Below are 24,053 nucleotides of genomic sequence, written 5' to 3'. Positions count from 1 at the left end.
TATATAATTATTTGATTAAACCTTTATCAATCAAGTATTCTCTGGCAACATCCTCTGCTGGTGCGTCCTCATAATCCACTTGATAATTCAATTCCCGCATTTCTTCATCTGTAATCTTTCCGCTTAGCTGATTAAGGATATCTTCTAGCTCGGGATATTCCTCCAATGTATCAGCTCGCATTAACGGTGCTCCTTGATATGGCGGGAATAAATCTTCAGGATCTTCTAAGGATACTAACCCTAATTCTACCATATAGCTATCTGTTGCATAAGCGTCTATCACATCTACTTCTCCACTGGAAATGGCTCCTCGGCGCAGACCTGGATCCATGGTATTAACCTCGCTAAAGTCTAAATTATATACATCTTGCATTCCAACATAGCCATCATAGCGATCATGAAACTCTAATGTAAATCCAGCTGTTATTTGATCTTCAATCGATTTCAAATCGGAGATAGAAGTAAGATTATTTTCCTCAGCAAACGCTTTCGTTACAGCTACCGTGTACGTATTATTAAAGGCCATTGGCTCCAAAAGTTCTAAATTAAATGCTTCTTTGACACCATCTCTGGCTTGCTCATACACTTCTTCTGCTTCATTTGACTCCGCTTGTTCATCCAGTAAAGAGACAATAACGGTTCCTGTAAACTCCGGATATATATCAACGCTTCCTTGCTGTAATGCGTTAAATACCATATCCGTTTTTCCCAGATTAGGTTCTAAATCAACGGTTATATCACTTTCCTCTTCAATCAAAAGTTTATACATATTCATGAGTATTTCCGGTTCTGCCCCTAATTTTCCAGCAATAACAATATCCGCTTTTTGATTGTTCAGGGTTATAAATGGAATCATTACTACGAGTATGACAATCACAAACATTGCAATAAAAGCTTGGATTCCATATTTTTTAGATGATTTCTCAAATAGACGCAGGATAAAATCAATTATAATTGCTAATAAAGCAGCTGGTATGGCACCTAATAATACAAGTTGAATATCTCCGCCCCGGTCTAAACCAAGTAAGATAATATCCCCTAGACCGCCAGCTCCAATTAAAGCTGCAATTGTTGTTGTCCCGACAATAAGGACCATAGATGTACGTATGCCTGCCATAATTACCGGCATTGCAATTGGCAGCTCTACTTTCATTAATTGCTTCACCGTATTCATTCCCATGCCTCTAGCGGCTTCCCGCAACGCTGGATCTACCCTGTTTATTCCTGTGTATGTATTTCGAAGGATTGGCAACAGGCCATATAGAACAAGTGCGACAATAGCCGGTTGAACACCAATCCCTAAAAAAGGAATTAAAAATGCGAGTATTGCCAGACTAGGTATTGTCTGTAAGACGGCAGAGGTTCCGATAATGGGCTCTGCAACACGTGGATACCTTGTCAGCATAATTCCTATTGGCACAGCAATCAAAATAGCAATCCCAAGCGAAAGTAAAGAAATTTGTAAATGCTCCCAAACAGCCTGAAATAGCATATCTTGGCGATTCTCAAAAACAGTAATAAATGAACTCATAGAAAGCTGGCTCCTTCCTTCTCTTGTTGATAGAAGTAGTGGAGCAGTTGCTGGCTGGTTACAACGCCCACAGCTTTTTGATTATCTCCCACTACAGGAAAATGGGATTGATTTGTCGAACGAATGATTTTATACGCATCCTCTATCGTACTTTCAGCTGGGATAGTTACTACATTTTTAACTTCTCGATGACTTTCAAACATACCTGTTAAATGCTGGTTTTCATCAATCATTATATAATACGGCACTTTTTCATCCATATTCGTACCAGACCTATCTTTTATAAAATAATTGATGTCCCTTTTCATTACTTCTTTGATTGGTTTTAGCCACGGTGATTGCCTATTTCCAATAAATTCTTCTACAAAGTCATCTTGAGGATTTTTCATTAATTGTTGAGGTGAATCACATTGAATCACTCTCCCTTCTTTCATTAAACAAATCCGATCACTCATTTTTAATGCTTCGTCCATATCATGGGTTACAAAAACAATCGTCTTCTTAATCTCCGTTTGCAATTTAAAAATATCAATTTGTAATTGCTCTCTGCTAATTGGATCCAGCGAACTAAATGGCTCATCCATCAGTACAATATCAGGATTAGCAGCCAATGCTCGAATAACGCCAATGCGTTGTTGTTGACCACCTGATAACTCATCTGGATAACGCTTCTTAAATATCGCTGGATCTAGTCCTACCATATCCAATAATTCATCTGTTCGCTTTCGCATTTTCTCTTTATTCCATTTTAAGAGCTCTGGTACGACTTGAATATTCTCCTGCACTGTCATATGTGGGAATAGAGCAATTTGCTGCAAGACATATCCGATATTCCATCGTAATTCATGAATAGCATATTCGCTTACAGGTTTATTATCTATGTATATCGTTCCTTTAGAAGGATCAATCAGACGATTAATCATTTTCATTGTTGTTGTTTTTCCACAGCCACTTGGACCGATTAACGTCATAAATTCCCCTTTTTCAATTGTTAAATTAAATTGATTTACTGCAGTTGTACCATCAGGGTATGTTTTTGTAATGTCTTTAAATGTAATCATGTTAAAATTCCCCCTTTCCGTAAAAAGATTCCCGATTATAAGACTTTAAAACCTCATTTCCAAGTTATTTTAAATTTTTTATACTTAATCAGATAGGTTCATGCTAAAATAGCCATAGGAAGATAAAATAAGAATTTGGAAGAGAGAGTTGGAAGCGTATGGATTATATTATTTTTGGGGTTATCGCCTATCTGTTAGGATCTATTCCATTTGCCTTGCTGATTGGGAAAATAGGATATAAAATAGATGTCCGCGAGCATGGAAGCGGCAACCTTGGAGCAACCAATGCCTTTCGCGTACTTGGAATAAAAGCAGGGAGTATCGTGGTAGTGGGCGATATTTTAAAAGGAACAGCAGCTGCTTTATTGCCTCAATTATTCGATGCAAATGTTTATCCTTTAATCATTGGTATTATAGCTGTATTAGGACATACTTATCCGATTTTTGCTAAATTTAAAGGCGGCAAAGCTGTTGCCACATCAGGCGGTATGATTCTCGGAATTAATCCTGTTTTGTTTATTATTATGGTGGCAACCTTTTTACTGTCCTTATATTTATCGAAATATGTTTCACTTTCATCTATGATTACTGGAATTATTGCCTTCATTGCTTCATTGTTTTTCCAAGATGTCGGGTTAACCATTGTTATCTTTATACTAACTGCTTTTGTAACTTATCGACATCGTACAAATATTAAACGAATAAAAGATGGAACGGAGCCTAAAATAACTTGGATGTAGAAGTTCGATAAATTGAATATTTAAGTTTCATTCAGTATACTAGTGGCTAGTTATCATTTTTGATTGTTTGAAGAAGCATCTTAGATGTTTTATTTAGAAAGGGCGTTATTTTATGCAAATAAACACGATTTCATTAAAAAAACTTCCACCAAAGGAAGAAAGACATAAATTATTTGGCTCTGTCCCGCCTGCCGAAAAGAAAAAGCCGACTGAAAAAAGTAAAATGGCTGACTTACAAAATTTGAAACGTGATTTCCTGTTTGCGCTCGATACGGTAGGGGTTGCAAATGTAAAATACCCTATCCGTGTCACAAGCAGACAAGCACCTATTGAGCAGACAACCATCGGTACATTTACATTCTCATCTAGTATCCCTGCAGATAGTAAGGGGACGAATATGAGTCGTTTTATGGAGTTACTAGAAGAATATCATCAGGCTGGATTTACAATTACTATTGATGAACTGAAACAGTTTACAAAGGACTTATCGAAAAAATTGGAACAAGAAGATGCGTCTATTTCGGTCACTTTTCCATGGTTTTATGAACGGGAAGCTCCACAGACTTTTGCTGCTGGACTCAATCATGCAGAAGCGTCTATTTCAGTACGTTATTCGAGAAATGAAGATTATCAAATTAATGTTTCTTTAAAATCACTAATCACGACATTATGCCCTTGTTCAAAGGAAATTAGTGAATATAGCGCACATAATCAACGTGGCAATGTAACGATTGAAACAGAGCTTGACCCTAGTTTTTCGGATACAGAGGAAGATTGGAAGATTCTTTTACTCGAAGCTGCCGAGAGCAATGCAAGTGCTCGGCTTCATCCCATCTTAAAAAGACCTGATGAAAAAATGGTGACAGAGCAAGCTTACGAAAACCCCCGGTTTGTAGAGGATATGGTTCGTTTAATTGCTGCCGATCTTTATGAAATTCCTTCTGTGATGAAATTTCATGTAGCATGTCGTAATGAGGAATCCATTCATATGCATGACGCCATTGCATCCATTACGTACGACAAACGCAACGAACAAGGATAATGGCATGATGAAATATATATTTATCGGGCTAATACGTTTTTACCAATTAGCCATTAGTCCATTCACTCCTGCAACTTGTCGGTTCTACCCAACTTGCTCAGCCTATGGCTTAGAAGCATTCCAACGTTTTGGATTTTTTAAAGGTGGAATATTGACTATAAAAAGAATTAGTAAATGTCATCCATTTCATCCAGGCGGGGTCGATTATGTCCCAGAAAAAGTGGAGAAGAAAAAGCATCAATAAAGTGTGAGTTCAAAAGGCTGATAAAAAGACCCAGAAGTTTGAGGCGACACAGTTTGAATAGCGAAATGCATGTATCTTAATACGTGCGCAATGCTTTTACTATGACGAGTAATCGTCGAAATCTTAGGGCTCAATGGTAAAAGCGCCGCAGGAAGTAATCATATCTAAGGTGCCCATACGACGCGGGCGATCTTGTAGCAATTCTTGATGCGAGATTTTTATTCGGCTTTTGGAACATCCACTATAAAGGGAGAGAGAAGATGGAAATTAAAGTATCAGAGCAAGCTGCAAAATGGTATAAAGATGAATTATTTTTAGAGAATGAAGAATATGTAAGGTTCTATCCAAGATACGGCGGAGTCGGCGGCAGAATTGCCGGATTTTCCCTTGGGATTAAAGTTGAAGAGCCTGAGAAAGCAGTCGCTTCAACAACCATAGAAGGTATTCATTTCTTTGTAGAAGAATCAGATGATTGGTATTTTGAAGGGGCAAACCTGAATGTAACTTATGATGAGACAAAACAAGAGCCTCAAATTGAATATCCAGAACAAAATAACTAAAACCATTTACCATAAAAGAAGCGCAGGATAGACAATTTTGTCCCCTGCGCTTTTATCATTTAAACCGCTCTAATTGGTCAAGCCGATTCTCAGATTTTAAAATTTTCCATTGATAGTCACCAAATAAATCGAAATGTGGATATTCAGGCTTTAGGTCAATCCAGGACGGATCCAAATTATACTTTTTTCCCCATTGTTTTAGCTTCTCTAAGTCACTACAACCTACTTTTGTAACTGTATTGCACCCAGGAAAACGGTCGTCAAGCCAATAATGGGTGATAAAATCAATCTGACCAGCCCGTACATTTTTCTTCCATTTGTTTAACTCTTCTCTTTTTAAACCAAAAGCCATTCCTAATCCTCTTTCTCTAATTGTTTTTGATACGCTGCATGCCAATCAGGGAATTTACGGCGAATGGATAATGGACGAAATGTCTTCTTATCAACAATTGTATGTGTGGTGGTTCCACTGACTGCCAGTTCTCCATTTTCATTTAAAATTTCATATCGATAAACGGTACGAATTCCATCATAAGCATCGAGCCATGTTTTAACAACTGGCTTTTCACCATAACGTATCGCTCGTTTATATGAAATTTGTGCATCAATAACTGGGGAAACAACATTATGCTGCTCCATGCCATCATTGTAGTTGAGTCCTAGTGCCTCAACAAATTTTGTGCGGCCGATTTCAAACCAAACTAAATAGTTTGCATGATAAACAACGCCCATCTGGTCCGTTTCTTGATACCTTACTTCTATTGGTGTTTCTGTGATTAACAAAGGTTCTTCCTCCTCTAAATCGCTTCAATCAATTCATATCCTGGATCATTTTTGCCATATATTCATAATCCATGGGCCCTATTCTTCTTGGATGTTGTATTGTTCCATCGGTTCCAATAAAATAGGTTGTTGGGGCTGCATAAACGACATATCGTTCTGATATACGCTCGTCCTCATCTAAAGGTACTGTAAAAGTATATCCATGTTCATCTATAAAGTTCGCAACATCAGATAAGTTATTTTCAACCTTGGTTAAATTAACCGTGACCACTTCTACCTCTTCTTGATAATCATTATAGAATTCTTGCAGCTCCGGCATCTCCTCTATACATGGAGGACACCAAGAGTACCAGAAATTCAAGATTACTTTCTTCCCGTGCAGATCAGACAGTTGAAAATTCTCTCCACCCAATGTTTTCAATTCAAAGTCAGGGGCAGGCTGTCCAGGTTCAAGACCAACACTTTCAGCAGGTGCAATGGCAGCACCTTGACCAGCAGATCCATCATCCCCAAGAACAGTTTCTCCTTCTACCTCTGCTGCTGTAGGATCTGATGGTTTATTTTGAATAATATTGGCAATAACTATTCCAACTAGCACTAATAACAAAGTCAACGCAGATATCCGTTTATACACTTTTATATCTCACCATCCAAATTGGTTTCCTTTTTCTATCGTAAAGAGGAACGATGTATTTGTAAAGGATAGAGCTCTTTTTAGAATTAGGACGCTTTAAATGCACAGAAAAAGAGCCTTATCTAAGAATAAGACCCTTTTCCTGTATGTTCATAATACGTCTATTTATGCTTGCACTTTTTCACGCAGTACCATACGTAAAATACCACCGTGACGATAGTAATCAACTTCTACATCACTATCAAAACGGGCAAGAGCTTTAAATGTCGTTACTTTACCATCTTCGTCTGTAGCAGTAACATTAACAACATCACCTGGTTTTACTGTTTCATCTATATCTACTGCAAATGTTTCTTTTCCAGATAAGCCGAGACTTTCCGCATTTTGACCTTTTTCAAATTGTAATGGAAGCACGCCCATCATTACAAGGTTAGAACGGTGAATACGCTCGAAGCTTTCAGCAATAACCGTTTTAATCCCGAGTAAGTTCGTACCTTTAGCAGCCCAGTCACGCGATGATCCCATGCCATAATCTTTTCCACCAATAACAATAAGTCCTGTACCAGCTTCTTGATATTTCATAGCAGCATCATAAATCGGCATCACATCACCAGTTGGCCAGTACGTCGTATAACCGCCTTCTGTACCTGGTGCTAACAAGTTACGGATACGAATGTTAGCAAATGTACCACGCATCATGATTTCATGGTTACCGCGGCGAGAACCATAAGAGTTAAAGTTTCTTGGTGAAACTCCTTTTTCTTGTAAGTACTTACCTGCTGGCATATCCTTTGCAATTGCTCCAGCTGGAGAAATGTGATCTGTAGTGACAGAATCTCCAAACAATCCAATAGCACGCAAACCAGATAATGGTTCAACTGTACCTGCTTCTGGTGTTAAACCTTCAAAGAATGGCGGATTTTGAATATAAGTAGAATCCTCATCCCATTCGAATATAGGTTCATCTGTTGTATCAATTTCATTCCATTTTTCATTGGAATTAAATACATCTTCATATTCTTTACGGAAGATTTCTGGAGTAACTACTTTCTCTACTTCTTCTTTGATTTCTGTAAGTGTCGGCCAGATATCAGACATATAAACATCATTACCATCTGCATCTTTACCAAGTGCATCTTTTGTTAAGTCGATATCTACTGTTCCTGCCAGTGCATATGCAACTACTAGTGGCGGTGATGCTAGGTAGTTAGCTTTCACTAAAGGATGGATACGCCCTTCAAAGTTACGGTTACCTGATAATACCGAAGAAGCAATTAAGTCATTTTCAGCAATAGCTTCTTCAATTTCTTCACGCAACGGGCCAGAGTTACCGATACAAGTTGTACATCCATACCCTACAAGGTTAAAGCCTAATTTGTCTAAATAAGTTTGTAAACCAGCATCTTCTAAGTAACGTGTTACAACTTTTGAACCTGGTGCTAGAGAAGTTTTTACGTATTCAGGAACTTCTAAGCCTTTTTCTACTGCTTTCTTCGCAACAAGTCCTGCACCTAACATAACATATGGGTTAGATGTGTTTGTACAAGATGTAATTGCTGCAATAGCTAGGCTGCCAGTCTTCATAACAGAAGTTTTACCATTTGGATGTTTGATTTCAACTTCTTTATCAAATTCAGATTTGTCTAATCCAAATCCTTGGTTTCCTTCTTTTGCCGTAATCGCTTTATTGAATTCTTTTTTCATGTTAGAAAGAGCAATTAAATCTTGTGGACGTTTTGGTCCAGAAAGATTTGGCTCTAAATCGGATAAGTTAATCTCAATTACTTTTGTATATTCTGGATCTGCGCCGTCTGCATCATACCATAAATCATTTTCTTTACAGTATTTTTCAACAACTGCAATTAACTCATCACTGCGTCCAGTTAATTTTAAGTAATCGAGAGTCTCTTGATCGATTGGGAAGAATCCACAAGTTGCACCGTATTCTGGAGCCATGTTAGAAATGGTCGCACGGTCAGCTAGAGGCATATCTTTTAGCCCTGGTCCAAAGTACTCTACAAATTTACCAACCACATTCTGTTCGCGTAATACTTGGGTTACCTTCAATGCGAGGTCAGTAGCTGTAGTACCGTTCGGGAAAGAACCAGTGAACTTCACACCGATTACTTCAGGAGCTGGAAAATAAGAAGGCTGTCCTAACATACCTGCTTCAGCTTCAATTCCGCCCACACCCCAGCCTAGGATACCTAAGCCGTTAATCATCGTTGTATGTGAGTCAGTACCAACCAGTGTATCAGGAAACGTTTCATACGTACCGTCTTCGTTTTCATTTGCATGTACAACATCAGCAAGGTACTCTAAGTTAACCTGGTGAACAATACCCGTTGCTGGGGGTACTGCACGATAATTATTAAATGCTTTTTGAGCCCAGTTTAAGAACTCATAGCGCTCTGCATTACGCTCAAATTCTAATTCCATATTCGCACGTAATGCATCTGGTGTACCATATTTATCAACCTGTACGGAGTGGTCAATAACTAAATCTACTGGAACTTCGGGGTTGATTTTATCTGGTTCGCCGCCCAAATCTACCATTGCTTTACGAAGAGAGGCAAGATCTACTACTGCAGGCACTCCCGTAAAGTCTTGAAGGATAACTCGGGAAGGCTTAAATGGAACATCTGCTCCTGTCGCCTTATCTGTTCCCCAATTTGCTAACGATTCAACATGTTCATTTTTAATTTGACGTCCATCATGCTGTCTTAGTAAAGATTCTAAAAGAACACGGATTGAAAATGGCAAACGATCTACTTTACCTAATCCAGCTTCTTCAAGGTCTTTTAAACGATAATAATTATACGTCTTTCCATTTAGTTCGAACTGCTTTTTTGCATTGTATGCATTTGTGTTCGACATATGTGTTACCCCTTTCATTTGCACTCCTCCTTATACGAAAATAAGGAGGTATTACTTTTTTGAATCAATACTGCTATTCCAATAAATAGCGTCTTCATACTTATAATATAGGAATCTATTAAATAAAACAAATAATTCTTGCTGATTAGTATATAGTAAAAAGTTATGCCATGAGATAACTTAAACTTATACATTGAATTAATTTTTCATAGTGAAAGTAATATTACGTTAAAAGATGTATCATCATCTTATTCTTCATCTTCACCGTCTGCGCTGGGAAAAATAATTTCAAAAGTACTTCCTTTACCTTCATTGTTATACATATAAAAGTCAGCATCGTGATTACTGAGAATCTTTTTAGTAATTAGTAGACCTAGTCCTGTACCTGATGATTTTGTTGTAAAAAAAGCCTCTCCAAGACGATGTAAAATCTCTTCAGGTAGACCGCTTCCTTCATCGATAACAGATAATTTAACTTTATCATCAATATTTTTCGCTTTTACAATTATATTTCCTGGCTGGTCCATCGCTTCAATCGCATTTTTCACTAAATTAATTAACACTTGTTTAATCTGAGAACGATCGCAAAGAATCGAAGCATTTGTATTGCTTTCTATTATAATTTGTATATTTTTTTGATTTGCTTGGGATTGTAACAGCATTTCAACGTCATGCATCATACTCGTTACCTCTTCTTTTGATCGTTTATCTGTTAAAGGCTTCGAAATAAATAATAATTCCGAGGTAATCGATTCAATCTTCTCGACTTCTTCAATCATAACATTGAAGTATTCTTCCTTATGCTGAGCACCTGCCTGCAATAATTGTAAAAAGCCCTTTAAAGACGTAAGTGGATTTCTGATTTCATGCACCAGACTTGCTGCTAACTGACCTGCAACATTCATCTTCTCTGAACGAATCATTAAATCTTCTAGTTTTAATTCTTCCGTTTCTCTTTCCAAATAAACAAGTAATCTTTTTTCCTTATCTATCTCTGTTGGAACATAATTCAACTCACAAGAAAAAGAGATATTTTCTCCTTTTCTGTCTGGAATATCGATAAATAGATTTTTATGTTTCATTTCGTCATCAGCCGACACCTGTACTTTAAACTTTGAATCTATTTCAGCAGAAAAATCATTCCATTTCTTTCCGATTAATTCTTTTGGTTCATAGCCAAGGATCCTAGATACGGATTCACTTATATATTCTATCTCACCATTTAAGTTTTGTACCAACACGATTCCTTCTATATTCTTACTAAGCAATGAAACAATAACAGTTGAAAGTGCTGCATCGGGGTGTAGATTATGAAGACTTTCAGAAGTGCGTATGTCATTTGGCAGCTTATTTTTTTGATGATTATCCATAACCATGCTCCTTCCAGAAATTCTTTATAGACGCTGTTCAAAAATGAATAAAAAGGAAACCAAGAAACCTTTTGCAAAAAATCGCTCACGTCTGAAGCACGCGTACAAGCCACTGCGACCTGAACCTCTGAATTTTCGACACGCAGTTATTATCAATGGGACAAGCAGTCGCAATTAGGCGTGTCGATATTTGTGGCATCAGGTGGTGCTTGAAACTTTTGCTGACACGGCTCTTTTTATCGTACTTTTTTGAACAAGAACTTATAAAATAATATGTATGATTATGACGAAATAATTATGAATACTTGTGTATATTTCTTAATGACTTTATAATATGAATTAAGTAATTATAACAATGTATTATAAGTTAATGTTACTATAATTTTCTAAAAAAATAAATTAATATTTTATAATAATTAGCAATATTCGTAATTTTGCTTGTTAGATTAAGGGTGAGGTGTACGATGATATCACTTATAATTATATTGTGGGGCTGTTTACTAATAGGGTTATTGGCTATCGGCGGATATTTTATGTTTCGTAAGTTCTTAAAGCGTCTGCCAAAAGAAGATGGCCGTTCTATTATGGATTGGGAAGAATATTATTTAGAGCAGACAATACATAAATGGTCGCAAACAGAAAAAGATTTCCTGGAAGAGCTTGTTTCACCAGTTCCTGAACTTTTTAGAGACGTCGCCAGGCAAAGAATTGCGAGCAAGATTGGAGAATTATCTATTCAAAAAAAGGAAGCAACCATTACACGTTCTACGTTAATTGAAGGATATATTTTAGCAACTCCAAAAAGAGATCATAAATTTCTTCGTAAAAAATTGAAGCAAAAGAATATCGACGTTACTCCATATGAACCTTATTTCCAGCAATCCAAAGATAACTATCAGGAAAATTGGGAAGAAAAGTATAAAAAACGAAAAAGATCTTAAAAATGTATTTACATAGTGAAACTCGAAACTTCATATTTAATCCTTATAACGAAAGATAAAAGTTTGGCCTATATTTCATCCGGCAACTTCTAACAAAACGTCAAAAGAAAAAAGCAAAGTGCAGATAATCATGACGCACTTTGCTTTTTTCTCAATTGTACATATTGATAGAGCATTGCTAATCTCCAAGTTCCTATCATTCCAAGCGCAAGTAAAAAGAACATGCCTGAAGTTTCACCAACGGATATACTTGTACCAATAATTAACTTTATAGTAATTCGAACGATTAATAGTCCGATTAAAATGATAGGGAACACCTTGGACGGTTTCACATAAATATGCTCACCTGCATGCTCTAATTTAGATGTTTTAATTAAAAAAATGGAAAATATCATTCCTACAATAAGCGCTTCAGCGACTTGAAGCCAACTTATTCGAAACATCGGAAATAAGAACATAAGCGCTCCGGTACTCATAAAAAATGGTGGCAAAATAATTCTTTTTACAGATGCAGGCCTTTTTGAAGCACGCATTCGCACAAATATCATCACAATTGCCATGAATGCAAAGACAGCTGTAGTTGCAATTGCAAAATACATAAGTAACAACTCTTTTCTCTATATTCTAGCAAGTATCGGTCAAGGATGGTTTGACCCTTTTTTCACCTATTATTTTAGGCTCTTCACCAAAAACCATGGTTGACAAACTAAGCTTAAATTGATAAAGGCAACCGCTGCGGAAAAACACTACGCTTTCCGTGGGCTTGTCCTCAGCCTCCTCGAAAAAGAAGACCACTTTTTCTGCGGGGTCTTCACACTGGGACTGCGATTACTCGCCCCACCGAAGATCATTGCGCATTCCTACAGGAGTCTCCGTATTTTTCCTCCGCTAGCTAGTTTTTACTACTTATATTTATTCCTATATTTCAACCATTGATGTTGGTGTTGACCCCTATTTTTAAACCTTTCTTTCAAATAGCATGACCTTAAACCATGCTACTTGAAAGAATTTAGAATCCTGAAAAACCAAACAAGCCTGCTAAAAATCCAGTGAGTTTACTCATCCAATCAAAGAATAATGCAATCCCCACAAAAATCATAATCCATCCACCGATTTTCACCATTGTTTGGCTGTGCTTTTTAAACCATTTCAGTTTACCGATAAAGAAAGCAAGTAATAAGAATGGGATAGAAAAGCCTAGAATGTAGCTAAACATCATGACAAGTCCGATATTGGGACTAGTTGCAGCTAGTGAAAATACAATAGCAAGAATTGGACCAGTACAAGGTGTCCATCCTAATGAAAATGCCATACCAATTATAACAGAACCAAGATAGCCTGCTGGACGATTTTTAAAATGAATTTTTCGGTCTTTCATGAGAAATTGGAAATTCAATACGCCGACAATAACCAAGCCAAAAAAGATAATTAAAATAGCACCAATCTGTCTTATTGTATCTTGATAGGTCATTAAGAACTCAGAAATATACGTAGTCGTAAATCCAATCATAATAAAAATACTTGAAAAACCGACTAGAAAACATACCGTATGTAATATTGCTTTTCGATCTAGCCTTCTATTATCTTGATTTATTTCACTCATGCTCATTCCGGTAATATAAGAAAGAAATACAGGATACAGCGGAAGAACACAAGGTGAAATAAATGAGAGAAACCCGGCTGCAAAGGCTAAGAAAATATTAATTTCCTCCATGATAATCCCCCTTATCAATCATTTCTATTCTAACAGAGAAATACAAAAATAAAAGCTAATTTTATGACAATCTCTATACATTTTACGTAAGTATAAAAAAAAGATGACTGCTAATCATTGATGCTATCCCTCACCCTATCCTTATGTTTTTTTACCAATAAGAAAACTGTCTTTTAAAATATAGAATATACCTTGTATCGTCATCCTAAAACTATGGTTCGGCAACATTAGCCCCTATTAAATAGATTCCAAAAATAAAAACGCATCCAATGATGCGCCATGTAATCAATTTAATCAATTTCTTCTTGAATAGAACGAAACCCAATTTAATTTATCTTCAATGTAATCTCATTCGACAGCAGATAGCGTTAATTCTTAGGTAGACTTCTCCAGCTGTCTCTTGTTTTTTAGTAATAATAGTGATGAAATGGATGCTTACGTTATTTATCCACCTCCTCTCTATTACTTAATCAAAACTTTAGTAGTAACAGTATATGCTACACAATAATAGATTCTACTAAATTAATAGAAACGTGAACAGAGCTTTCTTCACATAATGATACGCCGGCATGTAGATTCATTATAAAATATTTGCTAAAAGAAAAAACCACCTTCTACAAAGTGGTTTTATTGCTTGTCCTTAAAATAACAATAGATTACTTACCAGACTGATTATTCATTGCTCGCATCATTTGATTAATTTTCTTTTGCGATGGCTTTTGACCCATTTGCATCATCAATGTACGAAGCATTTGCTCATTAATTGGCGGATTCTTTTTCAAATAATTCATCATATATTTTCTAGCAATGAAAAATCCAAGAGCAACACCAGCAACTAAGGCTGCGATTGCAATTAATACTACCCATATCGTACTCATGTTACAAAATTTCCTCCTTCGTGTTGTCTCTAGTACAGTATATTAGATTAGAGGAAATTATACAACACTTGACTTTCGTCTTCCTGTGCTTTTAATGGCTTAGGAGAAATCCATCCATATTGAGGTGTGTCTTTCCCCTGTACAAAGAAATAAGGATGTATATCTTCCAATATCGGAAATAGTAGCGAGACTGCAGACACTAAATGATTGCATTTTAAGACTAACTCTCCATTTTCAATATATAAGCATAGTGACTCTTCTCCCTTTTTTACGAGCACTCTATTTCCTATTCGTTTTATGTTAATTTCAGGCGAAGAAAACGTCTTTAAATGCATAACGAACTTATAAAAATGGATTTTTCGAGTTATGAATCGAAATTGCCTTCTAAATACAATTTCATCCTGTTTTTCTGCATATTCTAAAAAGAACCGATGTAATAAATCACTTTTATGGAAATAGTTTTTTGCCACATTGTCTTCAATCCAATAAATTGCGTATTCATTCATCACGTATTCCCCCTTTATCTATTATTATAGGGGAATCTATTTCCGAAGGTTGTCAAAATAGTGTGCAAGGAACAACTTCTTTTGTCGAAACAATAAGAAAAGCATAAGTCGCGTCCGGTCGCCAATTTTCTATTCCCCTATTGTTACTTTGTAAATATCTTCAGAGGGAACCCCCTCTATTAAATGAACTATTGCTGGGTTAATATGGGTTCTAATCCAACTAGTCAATGACATTTACTAAAGAAGTAATGGTTGGTAAAATAATCGTATGTTTCCAAGGTAATCACAATCACATTACATTCACCAAAACGAGGAATGGGCATAAGTTAATTAAACAAATACCTAAAATTTGAAATCAAAAAAGGAAGTGTCACCTTGAAAAAATATTATTATGTTACTGCGAATACGTCGGAAGGATTTGTGAATTTACTTCCTTCCAATGTAAAACAGCTGCAACAAATCTTTGGTCTAAACCATCCCTCCCAAACGGTAAAAGCAATCATTCTAAAAGATATCATCACGAAGTATGAATCTACCTATGAAGTAGAAATATTAAAGAGCCCGTTAGGCGAACGTTATTTAGATGGTGTTATAATTCGTGACAAGGGCCTCGCTTTTTTAAATGATTCCATCGTACCAGCTGATATGCGCACGGTAATCGATCTGGATTTAAATCGATTTACAAATGACAGTCCGGTAAGAAATAAGAAACTAGAAGAAAACTTTAACCATTATACAGAAAAAGCATATAAACATTTAGAAACAGGGTTACGCATCCACGATGATCTGGAAGCAATTTATATTAAAGAAATGAATTTTAAACGGGCGGATGAAATTGCTGATACGTTTATTCAAGAAGTCTTAAAAGGGCAACCGAAGAAGGATCGAAATGGCCATGAGTATCACCGTCTTTTTGGGACCACAACCGTAGATGGTCCGGTTAATATCGTCCCCCATCTTACAGAAAAACTTTCTCGCGTTTATTATATAAAGGGGCGAGCTGGAACAGGCAAGTCAACATTTATGAAAAAAGTAGCGAGTGCTTGCATTAAACATGGTTACGATACGGAAATTTATCATTGCAGTTTTGATCCAAATAGTATTGATATGGTACTCGTTCCAGATTTGAATTTTTGTATGTTCGACAGTACGGATCCCCATGAATTTTTCCCAACTAGAGATGGAGAAAAAGCCATTGATTTATATGAAGAAGCCGTCACCACCGGAACAGATGAGAAATATGCGGCGGAAATAAAAAAAATAAATGACCATTACAAATCTTATATGAAAAAAAGCGTTGTAGAGCTGAAAAAGGCTGGAGAATTTTTGGAGGCTTTGGAGCAACAGTATTCCTGCTCCAAACAAGAACGAAAAGAAATCATTCATTTTATTGAGCAACAATTACAATAATAGTGCTCGTCGCCTGGATTTATGAGCGCTCCGTATTAAAAACTTGCAGTAATTATACGTTCTATTACAACAGAAAAGAAGAGAAATGCTAGCATCTCTCTTCTTTTCATATCACAAATATATCGTTTTTCCTTATTTCGTTACTTCTTCTACTAATTGAACTACATTATCTACTGTGAAGCCAAATTTCTCAATCAATAGGTCTCCATTAGCGGAAGCCCCAAAGCGATCAATTGTAAGTGTTTTTCCTTCAAAGCCGACATAGCGGTCCCATCCAAAGGATGAAGCCATTTCAAGTCCAACTCTAGCTGTTACTTCTTTAGGAAGAACTTTGTTTTTATATGCTTCATCTTGTGCTTCAAAACGATCCCATGAAGGCATACTAACAACTTGAACATCGATATTTTTATCCTTAAGTGCTGCTTGAGCTGCTACTGCCAATTGCACTTCTGAACCAGTTGCTAAAAGAAGCGCATCAGGTGTTTCTTTCTCCGATTTACTTACAATGTAAGCACCTTTTTTAACACCTTCATATGCTAATTCAGCTGTATTTGCTAGTGTAGGCAGATTTTGACGAGTTAGTACAAGAGCTGTTGGCTGATCAGTTGATTCTAAAGCTAATCTCCATGCAGCTTGTACTTCATTAGCATCAGCTGGACGAATTAAAGAAAGATGCGGCATAGCACGTAAAGCTGCTAATTGCTCAATCGGTTCATGGGTTGGACCGTCTTCCCCAACTGCAATGGAATCATGCGTAAACACATATGTTACCGGTGCATTCATAATAGATGCCAAGCGAATAGATGGGCGTAAATAATCGCTGAATACAAAGAACGTACCGCCGTAGACATTAAGTCCCCCATGCAGTGCCATACCGTTTAATGCAGCGCCCATTGCGTGTTCCCGAACGCCAAACCACACATTACGCCCAGCATAATCCTCTTTCGTAAAATCATTTTCGTCATTCATCATTGTTTTATTAGAGCCAGCAAGGTCAGCACTTCCACCAAAGAAGTTTGGAACAGCTTTTGCAACTGCATTTAATACTTCACCTGAAGATGCACGTGTAGCTAGTTTTGTCCCTTCTTCATAAACAGGTAAAGACGTGTGCCAGTTTTCAGGAAGTTCTCCTTTTATAGCAAGATCAAACTGCTTACCCAATTCTGGAAATGCCTCTTTATAGGCTGAAACAAGTTCATTCCAAGCTTCTTCTTTTTTAGATCCGTCGTCAACAATTTTTTCTTTAAAATCAGCATATACTTCTTCAGGTACATGGAATTCATCATGACCCCATTTATAGTGCTCTTTCGTTAATTTTACTTCATCGGCTCCAAGCGGAGATCCATGTGAAGCACTAGAAGCAGATTTATTTGGTGAACCATATCCAATAATTGTTTTTACTTCAATTAATGTTGGCTGATCTTGGTTTTCCTGTGCTTCCTTAATTGCTTGGCGAATCTCATCTACATTATTACCGTCTTCTACTCGTAATACTTGCCAACCATATGCTTTAAAGCGTTGCTCTGTGTTTTCAGAGAATGCACGATCTAGATCACCGTCTAATGAAATATCATTGGAATCATAAAGTGCAATTAGCTTACCTAATCCAAGGTGACCAGCTAAGGATGCAGCTTCATGCGAAATCCCTTCCATTAAATCTCCATCGCTCACAATAGCGTACGTATAATGATCTACAAGGTTGTACCCTTCTTTATTATACGTAGCACCTAAATGTGCTTCTGCCATTGCCATACCAACAGACATTGCAATACCTTGACCTAATGGACCAGTTGTTGCTTCAACTCCGTCAGTATGATGTACTTCCGGATGACCTGGTGTTTTAGAGTCCCATTGGCGAAAACCTTTTAAATCTTCAATGGATACTTTGTAACCAGATAAATGCAATAAACTATAAAGCAACATAGAACCGTGACCAGCAGATAATACAAAACGATCACGATTAAACCATTGTGAATTCTTTGGATTATGATTCATAAAATCTGTCCAAAGCGTATATGCCATAGGAGCTGCCCCCATCGGTAATCCAGGATGTCCGGAGTTTGCTTTCTCAATCGCATCGATAGATAGTGTCCGAATCGTATTAATGGATAGTTCTTCAATTTGTTGTGTCATGATTTTTCCCCTTCCACTTCAAAACATATTCTGTACCTACTCTATTTTATAATGAAATCCTTTACTAGACAAGCTAAGCGGATCTGAAGGTTATGAAGAATTAGTGTTTCTTATTACGTTCTTGATAGTCACGAAGCTTCTGCGGAGTAACATCATTGCCTTTTGGGTCAATAACTGTCATTCCTTTCAAGTGATTTTTAAAAGAGCCTCGAACATTTGCTAAATACTCTTTACGTAATATTTGCTGTTCTTTTTTTTCTTCTTCTGTTAATCCTTCACGTTTCGCCTTATTAGCTAAAACATTTATTCTATCTAATTTATCTTTTGATAACATGCCTTGTGCCTCCCTCCTTTATATTAGAAAAAGAGCAGTGCGCTCTTTTACTCGTAGAGATTGCGTTTAAGAACTCGAATTCGTTCCATAATGCCCAATCTACCTTTTTAAACGTAAGATAGAGGAGCAGGATTTAATTTTCCTGTCCTCTATCTTACGTTACGATTGGCTTTCATTCAAGGAATTCATATACTCTTGATAACGACGATGGATTGTAGCCTTAGATGCATCATAACCCAAGCCTTTTAATACAGTTGCTATTTCTTGAAACGTTAATTTATTTTGACGTAAACGGACAATCTCTTCTATTGGAACCTCTGCACGTTCTCTCCCTGGAGAACGATTGATATGACTTAAATTCTCTTGAGGGTTATATCCATTCTGCACTGCGCGGCGCATTCCTCGTTTAATCTTCATATTATGTATTTTGCGCTGGTACTCTTCTACTGCACCGACAATATTTAGCACCATCGAGTCTGCTTCATTTACCTCCAATATTCCTCTATGCGTGATAGTATAAATAGGAATATTCATTTTTTGCAGCTGATGAAATAAAGCGATTTTTGTATTTCCCCTGCCTAATCTTGTTTCGTCCTGAATACAAAGACAGTCAGCTTCTTGATTTGAAAAATAATCAAGAAGCTTAAAAATACCGTCTCTATCTATATTATATCCGCTTGCTTTTTCTTGAATACAATCAACTACAGTGAAGTTTAATTCTTTTGCCAGTACTGTTAATTCTTCATATTGCCTCTGAAGCGATGTTTCTTGTGTTTCTTTCTCTGTGCTTACCCGACAATAAATAATCGTTCTCAATGTTAAATCCCCCAATAATAACCACACTATTTGGCATTTCTGACTATTCCATAATAACTTCTGTCAGTATTACAAATTTTATTTGTTCTATAAAAAACGTGCAAGGAAATAGATCATTCGGTGACCAAACCACATAAGAGCATGTGGAACGCAACACGCATAGCGCCCATTTAAAAGACAGCAATTTGAGCCACCGTTCTTTGATGGTGGCTCGACAATAGACGATTCTTCATTTCAAGGAAGTAGGATGAGGTATTGAACCATGAATTTCATCAATGGGCATAAGCGAGACTATCGCTCTGCCTGCGTCTGCCGGCTTGCCAATCACCTTTACCTAGCCTTAATGTAGGGAACTATCGTGTTGTCTCTAAAGTTTGGCGCTTGGAGATGGATATGACTATTGTTGAATCAAATTTTAATTATACAAAATTTTATACTCGCTTATTCACTTTCCCTAACTGGGACTGCGAATACTGTCCCCCTCGATAAACGAGCTAAATTTTATACTTCCTTAAAGTGCAAATAATACCCGCCGTCCGAACTCCCGCATCTCCTTACACAGTAGTTACCATCATCGTATATAAAAATATTAATGCAATAATAAAAGCTACAATATAAAACGCATCAGATTTCATTAGTTTTTCAAACATATAAAAAACTCCCCTTCAGTATTTTATAATATTCCGGAACAGTTGTTCTGACTTCAGTATATTTAGAACAGTTGTTCTTGTCAACTACTTTTAGAACATTTGTTTGTAAAATATATTTTTAAGTGCTATACTATGTTTAACAAATACCTATGCTAGAGGGGAGAAAGTCATGACAAAACTATCGAAAAGACAGCAGATGATTTTTGACTTTATTAAAGAACAAGTAGATCAGAAAGGTTATCCGCCTTCTGTGCGTGAAATCGCAGTTGCTGTCGGATTAGCTTCAAGTTCTACTGTTCATGGTCATTTAGAAAGATTAGAGAACAAAGGCTATATACGACGGGATCCAACCAAACCGCGTGCCATTGAAATTATTCACGACAACGAAAATGACGCACCTAGGGATAAGGCCATTTATGTACCTGTAATCGGAAAAGTTACTGCCGGCATTCCTATTACGGCAATTGAAAACATTGAGGAATTTATTCCAATCCCCAGCTCTTCAGCTGGACCAGAGGATAATCTATTCGTGCTTATAATTGATGGGGAAAGTATGATTGAGGCTGGTATTTTGGATAAAGATATGGTCATTGTCAAACAACAAAGTTCTGCAGATAATGGTGATATTGTTGTTGCCATGACGGAAGACGATGAAGCTACTGTAAAACGATTTTTTAAAGAAAAAAACCGTTTTCGTTTACAACCCGAAAATGCAACAATGGAACCTCTCTATTATGAAAACGTGTCTATACTAGGGAAAGTTATCGGTCTATATCGAAATATCCACTGATTCAAAAGTTTATACCTCTAACGTACTAAGAGCTGCATATTTAAGTTGTCAGTTAGATTTTATAATAAATGAAAAGGTTAACGAGAAACATATCTAAAATATGTTCGTTAACCTTTTACACATAAATTTAGTCCATATCTAATACGCTTATATAAAGTACAAGTACAAGGAGTGTATGAAATTGACAACGTTTATTAGAAAGAAACGCTGGCTTTATATCCCAATATTAATGGCTACCTTTGTAATTGGTATTATCTATTTAACAAAAGTTGCCGACTATTTAACGCTACCTTTTTTATCTGTACTTTTGCTTATTTTTACGTTTCTAGAAGTATATCCAACAAAAAACTACTTTTCCAAAGGCAATGTAATCAAAATGATCTCTGCTATTATTGTGATTGCTTTAGCGCTATGGTATCAAATTGTCGTTTTTATTCTTGGTTAATAGTTGAAATACAACAAAAACAGTTTGGTGGTTCTAATCAAAAAATAAATAATATACTGATTCTTACAATTATAGAGCAGCAATGTATAAATAATAATACTTTTGAATTAAAACGTCGATTTACTGTACTGTGTCACGTCTACTGCTTCAATCCCTCTACACAAATTTATGACACCTTATGTTCCAAACGTAACCGGTCAGCGACCATTGCGATGAATTCGGAATTGGTAGGTTTTGCTTTAGAGATATTGATGGTATAACCGAATAATGCGGAAATCGAATCAATATTCCCTCGGCTCCAAGCAACCTCGATTGCATGACGAATAGCTCTTTCAACACGCGAAGCAGTTGTATTGAATTTTTTTGCGATATCTGGATAAAGGACTTTCGTAATGGAGCCTAGAAGATCAATATCGTTATAAACCATCGTAATTGCTTCTCTTAAGTACATGTATCCTTTTATATGTGCTGGTACACCAATTTCATGAATAATATTGGTTATATTTGCTTCTAAGTCTTGCTTTTTCTTATCTTCCGTGGAAGGTTTATTGATACTGGAAACCCTGGCAACACTGCCCTGAACCTGCATAATCTGATCAGCCAGATTTTGTATATCGAACGGTTTAAGAATAAAATAAGAAGCTCCTAAATCCACTGCTTTCTTCATTACTTCTTCTTGACCAAAAGCTGTCAGCATAATAATATGTGGTTTTTTGGTTAAGTTCATCCTTCTAATTTCATTTAATACTGCAATTCCATCCATATGCGGCATTATAATATCTAATACTAATACGTCTGGATTCTTTTCTTCAATCAGCGGGATACAGTCCCGGCCATTTAATGCTGTTCCAACGATTTCAATTTCTTCCTGTTCTCCAAAAAAATCCTCCATTAATTGTATAAGTTCACGATTATCATCAACAAAACATACTGTTATTTTACTCACTAAAAATCCTCCTTTTGCTTTTTATACACCTATAACATATTCTACAAAAAATATGAATATCCTCTTTAAATTTAAAAAACTTTTGATTTATTTCGGTTTTCTTTATTATTCTTTGATTTTCTTTGTTTTCCACCAACTTTCGACATCCTTTTTTAACTTCGTTGTATCCGTTTTCATTATAACAGATAATGATACTTTGTGAAACACATCACTTTGACAAACATACTGCATATTTTCTTTATCGGCAGTCTCAATCACTTACCGGTTAGCAACCGGAGCAAAAAAACACTTGTAATGGCGTCGTTACCATTACAAGTGTTTTTTAAGCGGCATTTTCGTTGGAGTTCGGTTTTATAATTCCTGCGTCTTCAAGCATCCATTCAATATGAACACCATAGCCTGAAGTTGGGTCATTTACAAATACATGTGTTACTGCTCCAATAATCTTGTCATTTTGAATAATTGGACTGCCACTCATCCCTTGCACAATTCCACCCGTTATTTCTAAAAGCCGCGGATCTGTTATTTGAATAACCATCCCTTTGGTTGAAGCTGATTTCTGAGGAACACTGCTGATAATTTCAATATCAAATTCTTCAATCTTTTCACCGTCAACCACTGTAAGAATTTTTGCTGGACCTTCTTTTACTTCGTGAGACAAAGCTACGGGAAATGGCTCTGCATATTTTTCATGGTTTACTTCATTCTCTAAAATACCAAATATTCCGTAATCTGTATTTTTTGTTATATTTCCAATTCTCTCTTCTTGCGTTTGGAATGAGGCTTGCTTTTCCCCCGGCAAACCATTATCCCCTTTTTCAATTGATGTTACAGAAGAATGGATAATAGAACCATGTTTAATGTCAATTGGCTTCTTGGTGTCCATATCTGAGATAACGTGTCCTAGTGCGCCGTATCGCCCTGTTTCTGGGTCATAAAACGTCATCGTGCCAATACCTGCAGCTGTATCCCGGATATATAGCCCGATTTTATACGAATTTTCTTTTTTATCTAATACAGGCTTCAAACTGGTATCGATAAACTTGTCACCGCGTTTCAGTTTAATTTGTAACTCCTTCTTTTCTTTTCCACTAATATCTACAATTGATTTAATTTCTGTCATATGATTAATTTTTTGTCCATTGATTTCTACAATTGTATCCCCGACATTAATTTCAGCATCTTCCCCTGGCGATTTTATACCTTGTGATGCTTTAACCTGGTGATGCCCGACAACCAGCACTCCTTTTGTTTCCAGCTGCACACCAATCGATTGTCCTCCCGGTACAACCTTCACATCTTCTAAACGATGATGCTTCTTCTTATTATCCTGCTTTGTATTTTCCCCTTTATCGAAAAAAGGTATCATTGGCTGCTCATTAAATACCTCTTTATATCCTTGTATGGATGTATCAGCATGGATAAAAGAAGGAAAAAGAAAAAACAGTATAAGAATAAGCGATAAAATCGAACATTTTCCATATTTCCTGTTGTTTTTACTTCGCATAAATCGTCTCCTCCTCTTACAAAAAATATTATCTTTCTGTACATATACTTTTTGCAGTCAGAGGACTCTTTAAACTGGAACAACCTATGTGATATGTGTATCTTTTCCTCTAAAAAATAGATAAACTAACGTATAGTGAGT

The 24,053-nt window shown here is 36.4% G+C and carries 24 protein-coding genes; 8 read left to right on the top strand and 16 right to left on the bottom strand.

Annotated features, from left to right (window positions below; all coding sequences use genetic code 11):
• Positions 1 to 7: 7 nt before the first annotated feature.
• Both KI343_RS08800 and KI343_RS08795 read right to left on the bottom strand, forming a co-directional pair.
• Positions 8 to 1,531 carry an ABC transporter permease/substrate-binding protein gene (locus KI343_RS08800; RefSeq protein WP_212926036.1) on the bottom strand — a complete coding sequence of 508 codons (1,524 nt, stop codon included), beginning with the start codon at positions 1,529 to 1,531 and terminating at the stop codon, positions 8 to 10.
• Positions 1,528 to 2,592, bottom strand: coding sequence for an ABC transporter ATP-binding protein (locus KI343_RS08795; protein ID WP_212926035.1), 1,065 nt, complete (start codon positions 2,590 to 2,592; stop codon positions 1,528 to 1,530). The genes KI343_RS08800 and KI343_RS08795 overlap by 4 nt, the downstream gene beginning before the upstream one ends.
• Positions 2,593 to 2,750: 158 nt before the next feature.
• Here KI343_RS08795 and plsY point away from each other — a divergent pair, with 158 nt between their 5' ends.
• From plsY to KI343_RS08775, 4 genes are all read left to right on the top strand, one after another.
• On the top strand, positions 2,751 to 3,332 hold the full coding sequence (gene plsY, locus KI343_RS08790) for a glycerol-3-phosphate 1-O-acyltransferase PlsY (RefSeq protein WP_212926034.1): 582 nt from the start codon (positions 2,751 to 2,753) through the stop codon (positions 3,330 to 3,332).
• A gap of 112 nt (positions 3,333 to 3,444) precedes the next feature.
• A complete protein-coding gene (gene folE2, locus KI343_RS08785; protein WP_212926033.1) occupies positions 3,445 to 4,374 on the top strand; it encodes a GTP cyclohydrolase FolE2 in 930 nt (309 codons plus the stop codon).
• 7 nt (positions 4,375 to 4,381) lie between these two features.
• A complete protein-coding gene (yidD, locus tag KI343_RS08780; protein WP_212926032.1) occupies positions 4,382 to 4,618 on the top strand; it encodes a membrane protein insertion efficiency factor YidD in 237 nt (78 codons plus the stop codon).
• Positions 4,619 to 4,878: 260 nt separating this feature from the next.
• Complete coding sequence (locus KI343_RS08775; RefSeq protein WP_212926031.1) at positions 4,879 to 5,178, top strand: HesB/YadR/YfhF family protein; 300 nt, start codon at positions 4,879 to 4,881, stop codon at positions 5,176 to 5,178.
• 55 nt (positions 5,179 to 5,233) lie between these two features.
• On the opposite strand, the gene KI343_RS08770 is transcribed toward KI343_RS08775, so the two are convergent.
• The 5 genes from KI343_RS08770 to KI343_RS08750 form a co-directional block, all read right to left on the bottom strand.
• Positions 5,234 to 5,530: a hypothetical protein gene (locus tag KI343_RS08770; RefSeq protein ID WP_212926030.1), complete on the bottom strand. Its 297-nt coding sequence runs from the start codon at positions 5,528 to 5,530 to the stop codon at positions 5,234 to 5,236.
• A 2-nt stretch (positions 5,531 to 5,532) separates the two neighbouring features.
• Positions 5,533 to 5,961 carry an acyl-CoA thioesterase gene (locus tag KI343_RS08765; protein WP_212926029.1) on the bottom strand — a complete coding sequence of 143 codons (429 nt, stop codon included), beginning with the start codon at positions 5,959 to 5,961 and terminating at the stop codon, positions 5,533 to 5,535.
• 28 nt (positions 5,962 to 5,989) lie between these two features.
• Entirely contained in the window at positions 5,990 to 6,595 is a 606-nt protein-coding gene (locus KI343_RS08760; protein WP_212926028.1) for a TlpA family protein disulfide reductase, read from the bottom strand.
• A gap of 165 nt (positions 6,596 to 6,760) precedes the next feature.
• Positions 6,761 to 9,472, bottom strand: a complete 2,712-nt coding sequence (gene acnA, locus KI343_RS08755; protein ID WP_212926082.1) for an aconitate hydratase AcnA — start codon at positions 9,470 to 9,472, stop codon at positions 6,761 to 6,763.
• Between the two features lie 248 nt (positions 9,473 to 9,720).
• Entirely contained in the window at positions 9,721 to 10,842 is a 1,122-nt protein-coding gene (locus KI343_RS08750; RefSeq protein WP_212926027.1) for an ATP-binding protein, read from the bottom strand.
• A 464-nt stretch (positions 10,843 to 11,306) separates the two neighbouring features.
• Between KI343_RS08750 and KI343_RS08745 the strand changes: the two genes are divergently transcribed.
• Positions 11,307 to 11,783 carry a DUF2621 family protein gene (locus tag KI343_RS08745; RefSeq protein ID WP_212926026.1) on the top strand — a complete coding sequence of 159 codons (477 nt, stop codon included), beginning with the start codon at positions 11,307 to 11,309 and terminating at the stop codon, positions 11,781 to 11,783.
• Between the two features lie 128 nt (positions 11,784 to 11,911).
• On the opposite strand, the gene KI343_RS08740 is transcribed toward KI343_RS08745, so the two are convergent.
• From KI343_RS08740 to sirA, 4 genes are all read right to left on the bottom strand, one after another.
• Entirely contained in the window at positions 11,912 to 12,382 is a 471-nt protein-coding gene (locus KI343_RS08740; protein ID WP_212926025.1) for a CcdC family protein, read from the bottom strand.
• Positions 12,383 to 12,792: 410 nt separating this feature from the next.
• Positions 12,793 to 13,497, bottom strand: a complete 705-nt coding sequence (locus KI343_RS08735; RefSeq protein ID WP_212926024.1) for a cytochrome c biogenesis CcdA family protein — start codon at positions 13,495 to 13,497, stop codon at positions 12,793 to 12,795.
• Positions 13,498 to 14,153: 656 nt separating this feature from the next.
• Positions 14,154 to 14,375 (bottom strand): YneF family protein, encoded by a 222-nt coding sequence (locus KI343_RS08730; protein ID WP_212926023.1) that lies wholly within the window; start codon positions 14,373 to 14,375, stop codon positions 14,154 to 14,156.
• Positions 14,376 to 14,422: 47 nt separating this feature from the next.
• Positions 14,423 to 14,881 (bottom strand): sporulation inhibitor of replication protein SirA, encoded by a 459-nt coding sequence (gene sirA, locus KI343_RS08725; protein WP_212926022.1) that lies wholly within the window; start codon positions 14,879 to 14,881, stop codon positions 14,423 to 14,425.
• Between the two features lie 375 nt (positions 14,882 to 15,256).
• Here sirA and KI343_RS08720 point away from each other — a divergent pair, with 375 nt between their 5' ends.
• Positions 15,257 to 16,291: a hypothetical protein gene (locus KI343_RS08720; RefSeq protein ID WP_212926021.1), complete on the top strand. Its 1,035-nt coding sequence runs from the start codon at positions 15,257 to 15,259 to the stop codon at positions 16,289 to 16,291.
• Positions 16,292 to 16,423: 132 nt separating this feature from the next.
• Here the strand turns inward: KI343_RS08720 and tkt are convergent, their stop codons facing one another.
• From tkt to KI343_RS08705, 3 genes are all read right to left on the bottom strand, one after another.
• Entirely contained in the window at positions 16,424 to 18,424 is a 2,001-nt protein-coding gene (gene tkt, locus KI343_RS08715) for a transketolase (protein ID WP_212926020.1), read from the bottom strand.
• Positions 18,425 to 18,524: 100 nt separating this feature from the next.
• Positions 18,525 to 18,758, bottom strand: a complete 234-nt coding sequence (locus KI343_RS08710) for a DUF896 domain-containing protein (RefSeq protein WP_212926019.1) — start codon at positions 18,756 to 18,758, stop codon at positions 18,525 to 18,527.
• 159 nt (positions 18,759 to 18,917) lie between these two features.
• The gene (locus KI343_RS08705) at positions 18,918 to 19,574 is read right to left on the bottom strand and encodes a YneB family resolvase-like protein (RefSeq protein ID WP_212926018.1); all 657 of its coding nucleotides are present in this window, start codon (positions 19,572 to 19,574) and stop codon (positions 18,918 to 18,920) included.
• An 819-nt stretch (positions 19,575 to 20,393) separates the two neighbouring features.
• Here KI343_RS08705 and lexA point away from each other — a divergent pair.
• Both lexA and KI343_RS08695 read left to right on the top strand, forming a co-directional pair.
• Positions 20,394 to 21,014, top strand: coding sequence for a transcriptional repressor LexA (gene lexA / locus KI343_RS08700; RefSeq protein ID WP_212926017.1), 621 nt, complete (start codon positions 20,394 to 20,396; stop codon positions 21,012 to 21,014).
• Positions 21,015 to 21,195: 181 nt separating this feature from the next.
• Positions 21,196 to 21,459 (top strand): hypothetical protein, encoded by a 264-nt coding sequence (locus KI343_RS08695; RefSeq protein WP_244856867.1) that lies wholly within the window; start codon positions 21,196 to 21,198, stop codon positions 21,457 to 21,459.
• Between the two features lie 166 nt (positions 21,460 to 21,625).
• Here the strand turns inward: KI343_RS08695 and spo0A are convergent, their stop codons facing one another.
• Together spo0A and spoIVB are read right to left on the bottom strand one after the other, a co-directional pair.
• Positions 21,626 to 22,405, bottom strand: coding sequence for a sporulation transcription factor Spo0A (spo0A, locus tag KI343_RS08690; protein WP_212926015.1), 780 nt, complete (start codon positions 22,403 to 22,405; stop codon positions 21,626 to 21,628).
• 322 nt (positions 22,406 to 22,727) lie between these two features.
• On the bottom strand, positions 22,728 to 23,912 hold the full coding sequence (gene spoIVB / locus KI343_RS08685; RefSeq protein WP_212926014.1) for a SpoIVB peptidase: 1,185 nt from the start codon (positions 23,910 to 23,912) through the stop codon (positions 22,728 to 22,730).
• Positions 23,913 to 24,053: the final 141 nt, after the last annotated feature.

It is taken from the genome of Oceanobacillus sp. J11TS1 (assembly GCF_018333215.1).
Taxonomy (GTDB): Bacteria; Bacillota; Bacilli; order Bacillales; family Amphibacillaceae; genus Oceanobacillus.
Note: the sequence above shows the minus strand (reverse complement) of the source record. Positions and strands in the feature narration are given on the sequence as shown.